The following is an 11948-nucleotide window of genomic DNA, read 5'->3' on the forward strand; positions in this document are numbered from 1 at the left end:
CACCGGGAACCGCGAAGAGCCCACATAGATGAGCGCGCGCAACGGCATGGTCCCCACTTCCTCGTGAATACTTTCTAGTCGAGTATCGACCGAAAAGGCCTGACGCTTGAGTGGCACCCCGGCCGCGACGGCAATCGCTGGATCGCTACTCGGGCCTATTGAGCGCCTATTGATTCGTAATCACGACGAGCGGCGCAGTGCGCTCGCCCGGCCTCTCCTTCCGCGCCGTGGGCCGGCGCGGAAGGCGAGGCTCGCTCCTGTCATGCAGGACGTGGGGCAGACGTCAGGCGGTCGCGCCGCCCCACAGGTCCGGGCGCCAACGAGCCGCCTGGGCCCGCGCCTCCCTCACCGCTTCCGCCACCTGTGCCTGCGTCAGGCCGTCGGCGCGGGGGCGAGCGACGGGCGACAGCCAGGCAGAACTGGCTTCCGAGTAGCAGAGCCCGCGCGTATGTGGTGACCGCTGACCGGGAGGGGCCGCCAAGTACGGCTGCGCATCCTCGTGGAGCGTCCACTTGCTGCCGCCTTCGCGGAGGCGGCCGTTCCACGTCGGCGTGATCAACCCCCGGAGCGGACCCTTCCTACGGTCGGGTCCCGCGTGGTCGAGGGTGGCGGCGCTGACTGTCGGCGAGCCACCTGAGCGGCGCGGCGGGTTGAGGTCCTCGCCGCTGACGGCGCAGCGACCCGCCTGCTCGACGAGGAGCGCGTGAACTGCGGTTCCCGCGTAGTACCAGTCGAACCAACGCCGGTCGCCGGCGACGACGATCTTCTCTTGGTCTTGCCCCGCGACCTCGAGCAACGCCTGGATCGCGGCTTCCTTGGCGGCCTCGGACCAGTCGCGGAACGTCGCCGGAGGGCGCCCGCGGCCATACACGAGGCTCCGGGTGGCCTCCCAGCACTGCGCCGGTGGGCTCTCGAGGTAGGCCTGACGGCGAGGGAGGACCGACCCCCACCAGTGCTCGTGGAGGGATGTACGGCCCAGGTTCGTGTTGCAGCGGGCGCAGAGAATTCCGCGGATCTCCGGGACCCACGTCTCATCCGTCCAGACGTAGTGGTGGTCGACGTGCACCTGCGCGAAGTAGCCGTTGCGTGCGGGACGGAGGACCAGGGGGAACAGGCAGATGGCGCACCGCCGCTCCTGCAACTCGTACAGGACCTCCACGGGAGTGCCCGCGTACGACCAGGCGCGTGGAGGGTCGAGCGCCGGATCGGCGCCGAGGTCGGCCTTCGGGTCCGGAGCGCCCTGCGACCACGGGCTCTTCCAGTAGCGCGCGCGGAGCGGCAGGATCTGCAGCGCCGCCGCGGGCGGGTTGCGCCAGAGCAGACGCCAGTTCGCGTCGTCCATCCGCCGGTTCATGGAAACCAGCGAACATCCGTAACACACCAAGCCGACCAGGTCGCCTGACGGGGACGTGGTCCAGCGGTCGACGCTCGGCAGCGGCCGGCCACATCCGGGGACGGCGCAGATGCCCTTCTGGCGCTTGCGCAGCCGTGCCGCAGCCTCGGCGCGCAGGACGGGTCCACGCTTCGGGTTGATGCTCACGCCATTCTCCTTGAGGTTCAGATCGCCCACGTCGGGCGACGTGACGCATTGGGAACATTCGGTGCGAGGTGCGCCGAATGCGTTGCGAGGAGAGGTTCGCGCGTTGCTCCGACAGGTCAGCCAGACACCGGACGGGTAGACCGCCGGACTGGCGTCAGCGAGCGAGAAGGGTCGGGTTCACGCCTCCTTTTGGCCTGGTAGCCGCTGGCCAGGACCCATCAGGGGATCGGTTACTCGAGCGAGATGAACGCGCGAAGTTATCCGCTCAAGCCGGATGCGGGACGGACCGGACGCAACGGCAATGTCTGACGCTGCCTGTATGTGACCGCATGGATCGGTGCCGGCATGCGCCGCATTGCGTTCGCGGCGGCGGCACTGCCACGCCTCGCATTGAACGACACAACGACTCACCAGAGGTCGCGGCGCCCTACTGAAGGCGTGCGACGTAGCCAATCGGCTCCCGAGACCCAGTCGGCGCAGGAACCTGACAGGGCGTCCGCGGGCGACACCGGATGCGCAGCCGACGCGACCAACTTGCTCCCGGTCCCGCGGTGTCCGAAGTGTCGGACCCCTTCGTCAAGATCCGCAGTCATGAACCAGAGGTACGGACATGGCTTGAAGAGGCCACCGCGTGGATCAACGGTGGTGGACCTTCAGGCCTACCGCGCTAGGCGGACGGAAAGCGCCACGTCCCCCGAGCCGCCGTCGTCGGCGCGTGGCGTCAACAACCTCCGGCAGCGCGAGGGCACGCCTTCGGCACCCCCAGCCGAAGAAGCCAGGGGGATGGTGGCGCACGGCTACTCACCCACTGCCCCCACCACGGCCGAGATTGCTCAGGCGCGGTCCGGCGCGGACGGTTCCGTCAACACTCTGAACGATCCGAGGGTGGACCCCTTCGCCCCACCCTCCCCGGGCTGGCGTGCACCGACGAGGCGGTCGGTCACCAAGCGCGCCGCGTTGTACCAGGACTCAGTTGACCCGTTCGCGCTGCCGGCGCACACGAGCAAGGGCCCACGGCCGTCCAAGGATTGACGCTGCGTGCTCCAGGCAGCGGGGACATGGCTATCCGCGTGTCCGTAGCGAAGAGCAGCGCCCCCGGGCGGACTGACGATCCGGTCGTGACTAGCGGTTGTCTCGCCGACGCCAGACGTGGAGTGTCGGTGGTCCGGCTTAGCGTGCTTGGCGGACGGAGCCGGATGACAGACGGCTCTGCCCTTGTCCCAGACACTTTCCGATTCCTGGGACAACGGACCTTCTGGCCAGGTAGCGCCCGGCCTTGGAGGTTGGCCGAGCCATCGCGACGAAGGCGTCGGCCACCCCGCCCCGGCCCTGATGCCCGCAGGGCCGGAGCGGGGCCACGTCTCGTCTCGGAGCCGTCGCTCGACAAAGCCCCTGACGACGAGCTGCGTGAGTGACTGTCGGGCCGCGATCTCGGTTGCGAACGGCGGGGTTCGCCCTGCGATTGGTGCGCCGAAGAGCCGGCACGTCTCGATGTGGTGCACTGCGAATGACGCAGCACCGCCCTATGCTCCTGGAACGCTTCGATGCCTACACCGCTGGGAAGGCCCCATGAGCGAGCGAAGAGTCCCGGTGTTCACGCTGCGGAATCGAGGCGACTTGCTGCCTCCCGGAGAGGCTCATCAGGTTCGTCGAACACTGAACCATGGCGGCCTCTGCGTGCTCCCCTCCGACACCTGCTACGCCGTAGCCGGTTTCCCTCTTCGACGAGGCGTCACGGAACTTATCGATTTGATTTTGGCGAGGCGTGGCGAAAAGATCGCTCTAAGCTTTGCGAGTCAAGTCATGGCCGAACGTTATGTCGAGTTGGGAACTAAAGAGTACCGACTGCTCGATGCTGCCGATCATAAGACGCCTCTAACCGTCGTGGCGCCTGTATCTCAAGACCTTGCCCCTACCGTCCGAGACTCTCTTCCTCGAGCACTATTTTCCGAGGGTGAGATGGGAGTAAGGCTTCCTCACAGTTGGGTAGAGCGCCAGATCTCGGCCGAAATGGACGCACCAATTACGACAGCGGCTATCTACTACGACGATCGCACCCCGGTAAAGAATTTCAGCGACGCCCTGGCTGTCGTCCTGGCTGGGTTGTCCCGCCTCGACAAGGCTGAGACACCCCTCGTTGGGATACGTCACCCCACGATCAAGGCAAAAGACGTGAGCTCGGTGGCGGGGTTTCCACTCAACGAGGAGGGAAGGAAAATGCTGATGGTATACAGGGAAGGCGCAGTTGAGCACAAGCGCATCGTCGACATCGCGGGCCGCCTGACTCCGCGGGATGTCGAGGAATGGACTTAGTGGAGGCCGCGCTCGAAGCCCACCGCAGGGTAACGATGTCCCTTGTCGCCACCCCGTCAGAGCATGCCCTCGCGGATAGGCTGAGGGACCGCCTAGAACATGCCTCCGAGCGCGACCGCGAGGATGCGCGAGGGTCTCTCATGCTTCTTGCGACGCAAGTTGCCCAACGAGAGCAAGGCAGAGGTCAACTTTCCATTCCACGCAGCCCTGAGCGTGCAGCACCTGTTCTGGCAGGTTTGCGGGATTTCACGGAGCAGATAGGTGAGAATCTTGACTCGCAGATCAAGGAAGGTCGCATGGCAAGGCGACTATGGTTGAGCGTGGGTATTAGTTCCGCCCTCATATCCCTTGCGGTGCCACTCGGCGTGGTCCTCGCCTTGGTTAGCGGCCTTTCCGCGGGCGTAGCCGATACGATATTGCCCTTCAGCGCGTTGGCTGTCGCCTGCTCTCTTGTGGTTACCGTCCTAGGTTACCGGATTTTTCAGGTGACAGACGAGACAGCGCGACGCTTGAAGGAGAAGAAGCTGGCACTTACGTTTCTCCATGCTGCTGTTGAGCTGTCCGAGGGAAGCCCTGAGGTAACTTCCGTTCTTGAGCGGAGCTTCGACATGTTTCTGCAGCACTACGAGACTCCCCATGTCCCTCTCTCTGCATCAGACCTTGTCGCGATTAAGCCTGCCTAGTTCACCGCCCAACCCGCACCCCGAGCCATTTCTCATAGCACTTGGGCCCCTCTGACGGCATCGCGAAGCGATATGGTGGCGGGACTACCGATGGAAGTGGTTCGTCCCGTCCCGCTGTGCCTGCACGGTGACCCGTCCGCAAGGACTCCTCGACGCGACGGTCGAGGTCGGCTTGCTGCTCCGCCGAGCCTGGCGCCTGGACTGCGGTGAACAACTGGCAAGACGATTTGAGTGACTGGTCCGGTGGAGAGCTCGATCGGCAGCCGGAGTCAGTGCCTTCGGTTCGGCGTACATGCTGGCCGCGGCACCGGCTGCGGCGCGTTCGCTGGCGCGGCGCGTCGCCTTGTTCGTTCGTCGGTGACCGGACCTACGGTTAGTGGCGTGCCGAGAGGTCCGTCTCCGCAGCTGAGATCAGGGGGTTTGCTTGGCGCGTTGTGCGTCTACCCCGCTATCGGGAAGCTGTACGACGATCTTCCCTGGCCTGTTGTCCTCGGGGCCTGCGCCTTCGGGGCGGTCCTCTGGATACTTCCCATACTGGACCGTCGCCTGAGGGCCCCCCAGCGCAAGGCGCGGGCACGGGAGGCGATTCGTCGGCAGCTCAAATCAGTGCCCGGCTCGGCGGCGCCAAAGGTGCGGCCGAAGACCCACCCTGGCTCACACAATCGCCGTGCGGCGTGACTTCGCTTAGCGGCGCGGGTGCGGCCAGCCCCGGCGCTCACCGCTCTATGTCAGCCGGTGGACGCATGGTCGGACACGGTCACTGCACGTCCGCTGCGCCGGCCTGTCGGACGGTCACTCTACAGTCAAGCCGGTGGGCAACCCGCGGCAGCATCCTTGTATTCGCCGGCCATGACGAATACAACTTCAAGGATTACGGTGCAGAATCGATGAGTCGGGACCGCTAGACGTTATGGGACAGCACGCCAAGTTTTGGACCGTCGATTTCCACGTCCATACGCCGGGATCGTCAGACGCCAAGTCGGCAAACTACGGCACGGCGGCTGACATCGTTGCTGCCGCGCTGGCTGCCGGTCTCGACGCTATTGCCATCACCGATCACAACACCTCTGCCTGGTGTGACCAGGTGGCCGCCGCTGCAGCCGGCGCTGATCTGATTGTCCTGCCCGGTGTCGAAATTAGCACCACCGAAGGGCATCTGCTGGCCATCTTTGAAGAGGGCACCAGCAGTGCCGTTATCAACGATTTGCTGGTCGTCCTCGGCATCAAATCCGCGGACCACGGCAAGCTTGATATAGCGGCCAGTTACGGCCTCATGGACACCGCGCGCCACGTAGCGGACGCTGGCGGCATCGCCATTCCGGCACACATTGAGAAGCCTAAGGGGCTACTCAAGCTGGGTGTGGGTGCTCATCTCAAGAAGACGCTGCTTGCGGAGGACCTGTCTGCTCTAGAGGTCGTGCACCTCGATACGCGGGCCACGGTTGACGACAAGCTGAAGGATGAGCGTGCCGTGGCCTACGTGCGCGGCTCCGACACCTGGGACGCGGCCGGCAGCACTCACGCGCTGTCTGGCATTGGGGCGCGACGCACTTGGGTGAAGGCCAGTCGTCCGGACCTGGTGGGCATCCGACACGCTCTTGCTGATCCGGATTTGCGCATTTCCTTGGAGCCGGTTGCCGCAGAGGCCCGTTATCCAGTCATTGAGAAGGTAGAGCTGACGGGCGGCTTCCTGGGCGGGCAGTCCATTGAGCTGTGCGCTGACTTGAACTGTCTGCTGGGTGGTACCGGCGCCGGTAAATCGCTGGTTCTGGAGGCTATCCGGTATGCCTTTGACCAGCAAATCGACAAGGTGGCCTTTCCGGCCATCTGGAAAGAAGTACACTCCCGCCTACAGGCAGCCCTCGGAAATACGGGCATCGTGCGGGTGCAGTTCTCGGTAGATGGTCAGCGCTATCTCGTTGAGCGTGTCTTCGCAGCTGATGGCAGCGCGGGACCGACCGTGCTGCAACAGACTGCCGACGACTGGGTGGCCGTGGACGCGGACCCGGCGGCCCTTGTCACGCTGGCGGCCTTCTCGCAAGGCGAGGTCCTGGAGTATTCGCGCGAACCGGTTGGCCGGATGTCTTTGATTGACGCCGGTATTGACCTCGCTGCTATTGAAGCCGACCTGACACGCACGCGGCGCGAACTGAAGGCAAACGCCGAGTCTCTGCTTGATGGGCGTCGTCGCGTCGAGGAGCTGGAGGTGCTCGCAGCCAAGCAGGTCGAGCTGGAAGAGCAGGTCCGGCAGCTAGCAGCCTTGTTCGACACCGACGTCGTAAGGCAACAGGAGGCCTGGCAGGCGGAACGCACGGCGCTGCGGAACCTGTCGGAACAGGTGGCCGCCCTTGCGACTCCGGAAATCGTTGTACCAAACGCCAAGCGGCCGACGCCGGTCGAGACTAACGACGACCTCTTTTTGAAGGTTGAAGCGCAAATCAATGCTTTGCAGCAGGCGGCTGACAAGGCGGCAGCTGACCTCATGGCAGCCATGGACAAGGGCACCGCTGAGCTGGCCGCAATCAAGGGTGAGTGGTCGACGCGCTTTGAGTCGTTCAAACAGCAGCTGGATGCCAAGCTCGAAGCGGTCAACCCAGGCTCGTCCCTAATCTCACTTCGCGGACGGCTCGAATCACTGCAGGTAAAGCTGGTGGAGGCGCGGGCCGCCAAGGATGAGTTGAACAACGGAGCTCGCCCAGCGCTGGAGGCAGTGACGGGTGCGCGGGAAGCGCATATTGCGCGCCTGCAGGATCTGCGCCGCCAGCGCCGGGATCTCCGGCGGCAGCGCGTGCTCACCTTGAACGACAAGACGGCCGGCTTCGTCAAGCTGGACGTCCCCAACTCGGGCGACTGGGCCGCTTTCAGGGACGAGCTCAACATACTGAAGGTGGGATCGCGCGTGCGCGAGGACGTCCTAGATTCCATCGCCCGGACAATTCATCCGATCCGTTTCGCCCGGCATATGCTTGACGGCACCTTCAATGAGTTGGTCAATACGGACGCGGGAATCGACGCCGCAAGTCTGGCGCGTCTGTATGCCAACATCGAGGAACGCGACCTGCGCGTCCAGCTGCTTGACCTGCAGCTCGTCGACCGCCCTGACGTCCTGACAGTCAAATTCAAGAAGCCCGACGGCGGCAGCTACGTCCCTATCGAAAGCTTGGCGCATGGGCAGAAGTGCACCGCCATCCTCGTCATCTTGCTGGCGGACGGAACCACGCCTGTGCTGGTGGATCAGCCCGAAGACGCGCTACACGCGCCGTGGATCGAGGAGTATCTAGTGGACCGGTTGCGGTCCCTTCGTGGTTCCCGGCAGTACATCTTCGCAACCCGTAGTCCGGGCATCGTGGTCAGTGGAGATGCCGAGCAGATCGTGACCATGAAGGCCACGGCCGGTAAGGGTGAAGTAGAGGCCTGTGGCTCATTGGAGCGTCATGACCTCAACCGGTTGGCATTGCACCACTTGGAAGGTGGCCCGATTCCGTTCAAGCGGCGGACACGCAAGCTGCTGGTTTCCACGGAGGTCTAGCGGATCTTCTTCGTGATGGGGCGGAGCGCAGCGTGAACCGACGGGCTGCCGAGCGCCTTGGCCTGTAGCCCCGGACAGCACTCACGCGGTGACCTGTCCCTGAATGGACTGTTCAGGGCGTCTCCCTCGAACTGTCGGATGTCTCGTCCATCATCGCTCCAAAGAGGGTCGACTCGCGGTCATGTGGCAATGGAGGCACGAGGCGTGACGGAGAAGTTGGAGACCGAGTGCCCGGAGTGTGGGGCGAAGCTGCGCTTCGGTCTGGACGACGTGGCGAAGCAGCGAACGGTGCGCTGCTCCCGAGGCCACAGCGTGAAGCTGAAGGACCAGGACGGCGGTGCCGGCAAAGCTTCGAAGGCGATGGCTGACTTCGAGAAGGCGCTCAAGCGCTTCGGCAAGTAGCGCGCTCCTGCGGCAGTCCAACGCAGCGCACCAGACGTTGGTAGAGCGTCGGTGTCGTGTCCCCAGCAGGCCGCTAAGGGCCACCTAGCCGGCGGCAGAACCCGCCACTGCCAAGGCGTAGGGCGAAATTGCCGTGTCGCTAAGCGGGGCGCGTGCGTCCGTCAGGAAACTGGGCGGGTGACGAGCAAGCCACTCCCCGACAAGTGGACTAGCCGCGACTTCCCGATCTTGGTCGAGGTCACCCGCCGAATCGACGACGGGGAGCACTGGGTCGGATAGGCGGAGATCGCTGAGGGCGCCGGCCTGCCCGCCGATGAGGTACGCCGAGGCATCGCCGCGTTGGAACGTCGAGGACTCGTCACGACGACAGCCACCATGACGTCTGTCTCCGTTGATGATGTCGCGGGCGAGGCGTATCTCCTCACCGGCCTCCACCCTGACGCTGACGATGCCACCGAGCGGCTCGCAAGCCTTCTACGGCAAGCGGCCAACCAGACTGACGATCCGGAAGAAAAGAGCCGCTTGCGTAAGGCCGCCAGCGCAATCGGCGACTTGGTTGGAGAGGTCGGCGCGGGCGTAATGACTGCCTACGTCGGTAGCTTTCTACCCGGCCAGTAGGGGCTGCCGCCGATGCCGCGAGCTTAAGGCTGTGCGCCTACCTCTGCGGACCGATCATCGCTGCCAGTCTGCGGACGACCGGACCCAGCTGGCGCGAGACATGGTTGGGCCGCTCAGCCCGGCAGACCCGGCGCTCGACCAAGCACGTCCTGAACGGCGGCACGAGCGAGCAGAACGCGATCCACGGCTGCTTCGATGGCCGTACCCGGCCGGACGATGAGCGGGATGGCGGGGTTTGCTTGGCCATCTCGACGGGCTTCCTCCCAGAGCGCCCCTTCCGCGACCTCAAGCTCGTCGGCGGCCTGGGTCAGCTTCTCGAGGTACTCGGGGTAGGACAACGCCTTCACGTTGGTCAGGATGTCACGTCCCGCGTCCTCGGCGCCTGACTGTCGGCCGACCAAGAAGAAGCTCAGCGATCCGGACGCGTCGCCCCTAGCTTGCTGCGGATTTTAAGGAGCCACGAGCACGGGCGGCTACTTTCACACCGTGACCGACCGTGACCAGGTCCATCTCGACCTCAGCCGATTTCAATCTCGCGAGGACGCGCTTCAGAAGATCCGCCGAAGGCACGGTTTCGACGACGTCGTCATGGAACCGGTGACCGAGGCCCTCACCGCCGGCACGGGGCTGTCCCTGCTCGGGATGTTTAGCCTGAGCGCCATCACACGCGCACGCTCGCTCCACGAATCGATCGTCCGCGAGATCGAGGCCTCAAACCCGCAAGCGACTTTCGCCCTCATGCGCGCCTTCGCCGAGACGCTCGCAGTAATTGTCTACGTCGCGGACCACCCGGATTACGTCGAGGCGCTCGTCCACCATCCCAAGAACACGCCGCCCGGAGGGCGTCGTCGACGGAGCATCCAGACCTTTATCCAGCACATGGACAAGCACTACGCGGGCCAGTTTGGCCTCGTGTATGCCGAACTCTCGGAGATCACGCACTACGGCTCAACCGCCGTCTGGAACACGTGGACCCCAGTAAACGAGCAGGAGGGGCACGCCGTGTGGACCAGCTCACCACGCTGGCGGTCCGAGCGGGACTTCTACGTCGCGTGCGCGCAACTCCTTGAGCTGTCGAAGGAGATGGAGACTGCCCTGGTGCGTCTTCTCGCAGCCTGAGTTCAGACCCGTTCGAGCCGCGCCCAAGCTCAGCTCGACGTCGAGTCGAAGGGCACAGGCAGCGACCAGCCTCAGGCGGCCGGCGCCGGCGCCGGCCGGACGCCAATTTGGAAGGGGGGTGTCGGCGTGGCGACGCCAGGCACGAACCGGCGGTACGCCGTGTCCCGCTCAGCGGGTGACGCCAGCACCGAGGCGTCCTCGTTGCGGCTGAGCTTCACCGACAGGAGCAGGTCTTCGACGGCACCGAACTCGAGTCGTCGTCCGCCGAGGGTCAGAATCAGCGGCATAGTCACGGCCAACTCGTAGGTGGCGTCAGGGTCGACCTCGAAGTCGGCATTCAAGGGAAGGCTCAGCGCCGACCAGGTGCCGACAATCGTGCGGCCCGCGATCAGCGATGCGGCGCTCTCGATCGCCTGGAAGTCTTCGGCGCTCAATGTCGCCAGGTCCGGAATCGCGATGGGGGTCGGCGTCCGATCCTGAAGGAGCGCCAGCGCCTCGACGAGTCGCAGCTCGAACGGCGACACCAAATCCCACTCGGCACCGAGGCGGTCGAAGTCGAAGTACGGTCCGTACTGGGGCGCCATCTGCAGCATGTTCGGGTGCCGCAGGGCCGCCACGAAGCGCAGGGCGGGCAACACCTCAGCGGCGTTGCGACCGCTGAGAGGTGCCACCGAGAAGCTGATCGTGCTGGTCTTTCCGGTGACGTCCAGAAGTCCTTCGGTCGTCACGACTCCCCCGGCACCGGTGCCGCGGCTCCAGACCCCGGTCCGGTCGGCGCCCGTCGTCGAGACCATGGTGAAGGCCAGCCCCGGCCCGACCGATCCGTCCGGCATCTGCACCCGCATGCGCAAAATGAACTGGCTGTCATCATCGGGCGGCAGGATGGAGATGGTGCCGTTCGTAAGAGGCCCGCCAAGGCCACCGGGCAAGTCCGCGCTGATCGAAGCAGGCACGGTCACCGGCTTGCCGTACTTGCGCCAGGCTTCGAAGGCCTCGTGCTCCGGCGTCCCCTCGGAGAACTCGAAGTCCACCTTGATGGGGATCGGTCGCAGGTTGACCGCCTCGGCAAAGCGCTCGTAGATGCGGAAGGTGATGCATGAGCCGTCGGCCTGGATGTCCTGCGTGGCGGCCAGCAGGTCGGGTTCGTTGAGCAGCTGCGGCGGCGTGGGGTCGAGGCTGAGGCCATAGCGAAAGTGCGGGTCGCCGTCCAAGGCCCGCTGCAGGCGGCCCAGATGCTCACGGATGTCGGCCGGCGCCAGGACGGCGGTCGTGTCGACGTCGTCTGCGGCGGGCAGCGTCAGGTCGCGCCGCAGCAGTTGGGCAACGTCCGTAACCGCACTGCGGAGCCGCTCCTGGCCGCCGTGCAGGTAGTAGTCCGTCACGAACCAGTAGGCGCTGTTCAGCGCCTCGCAGAAGACGAGGCCCTTCCAGTCGATGATCCGGCCGGGCGCCTTGCGCCACTCCCTGATCCGACGCTGCTCGTCGTCCGTCAGCAGGAGCTGCTGGTCGGCGACCATGGCGGCGATGACGGCGTCCGGCATGGCGTCGAACCAGTCGCGGTTGTCCAGCGTCGGATCGAGCGGCATGACGAGGTACCAGTCCCCCGCGGCGACGCCGCGGCGGACCAAGCCGAGCATCAGACGACGGAACGACTCTTCGATCTGCGACTTCTGACTCGCCGTCAGGTTCGTTGCGAACTTCTTGATCTGGTAGACGTCAAAGACTGTCCCGCCCCGGGTCTGAT

9 protein-coding genes are annotated in these 11948 nt (G+C 65.0%); 6 read left to right on the forward strand and 3 right to left on the reverse strand.

From position 1 onward, the window contains the following. Nucleotides 1-283 precede the first annotated feature (283 nt). Nucleotides 284-1570 (reverse strand): endonuclease domain-containing protein, encoded by a 1287-nt coding sequence (locus A6V29_RS02190; protein WP_137158770.1) that lies wholly within the window; start codon nucleotides 1568-1570, stop codon nucleotides 284-286. 1560 nt (nucleotides 1571-3130) lie between these two features. Here A6V29_RS02190 and A6V29_RS20555 point away from each other — a divergent pair. The 5 genes from A6V29_RS20555 (at nucleotide 3131) to A6V29_RS02215 (ending at nucleotide 9085) form a co-directional block, all read left to right on the forward strand. Continuing rightward, the gene (locus A6V29_RS20555) at nucleotides 3131-3853 is read left to right on the forward strand and encodes a Sua5/YciO/YrdC/YwlC family protein (RefSeq protein ID WP_212718944.1); all 723 of its coding nucleotides are present in this window, start codon (nucleotides 3131-3133) and stop codon (nucleotides 3851-3853) included. Beyond that, nucleotides 3844-4536 carry a hypothetical protein gene (locus A6V29_RS02200; RefSeq protein ID WP_137158772.1) on the forward strand — a complete coding sequence of 231 codons (693 nt, stop codon included), beginning with the start codon at nucleotides 3844-3846 and terminating at the stop codon, nucleotides 4534-4536. The genes A6V29_RS20555 and A6V29_RS02200 overlap by 10 nt, the downstream gene beginning before the upstream one ends. A gap of 910 nt (nucleotides 4537-5446) precedes the next feature. After that, the gene (locus tag A6V29_RS02205; RefSeq protein WP_137158773.1) at nucleotides 5447-8065 is read left to right on the forward strand and encodes an AAA family ATPase; all 2619 of its coding nucleotides are present in this window, start codon (nucleotides 5447-5449) and stop codon (nucleotides 8063-8065) included. Nucleotides 8066-8269: 204 nt separating this feature from the next. Further along, complete coding sequence (locus A6V29_RS02210; protein WP_137158774.1) at nucleotides 8270-8467, forward strand: hypothetical protein; 198 nt, start codon at nucleotides 8270-8272, stop codon at nucleotides 8465-8467. A 375-nt stretch (nucleotides 8468-8842) separates the two neighbouring features. Continuing rightward, nucleotides 8843-9085, forward strand: coding sequence for a hypothetical protein (locus A6V29_RS02215; protein WP_137158775.1), 243 nt, complete (start codon nucleotides 8843-8845; stop codon nucleotides 9083-9085). 113 nt (nucleotides 9086-9198) lie between these two features. Here A6V29_RS02215 and A6V29_RS02220 read toward each other — a convergent pair whose 3' ends face one another. After that, nucleotides 9199-9432 (reverse strand): hypothetical protein, encoded by a 234-nt coding sequence (locus A6V29_RS02220; protein WP_137158776.1) that lies wholly within the window; start codon nucleotides 9430-9432, stop codon nucleotides 9199-9201. A 139-nt stretch (nucleotides 9433-9571) separates the two neighbouring features. On the opposite strand from A6V29_RS02220, the gene A6V29_RS02225 reads away from it, so the two are divergent. Then, on the forward strand, nucleotides 9572-10204 hold the full coding sequence (locus A6V29_RS02225; protein ID WP_137158777.1) for a hypothetical protein: 633 nt from the start codon (nucleotides 9572-9574) through the stop codon (nucleotides 10202-10204). A gap of 71 nt (nucleotides 10205-10275) precedes the next feature. On the opposite strand, the gene A6V29_RS20560 is transcribed toward A6V29_RS02225, so the two are convergent. Continuing rightward, nucleotides 10276-11948 (reverse strand): hypothetical protein (locus A6V29_RS20560; RefSeq protein WP_170977654.1); only part of this gene is annotated, 1673 nt, incomplete at its 5' end.

The sequence above is a fragment of the Blastococcus sp. CCUG 61487 genome (genome assembly GCF_005222955.1).
In the GTDB taxonomy this organism is placed as follows: domain Bacteria; phylum Actinomycetota; class Actinomycetes; order Mycobacteriales; family Geodermatophilaceae; genus Blastococcus.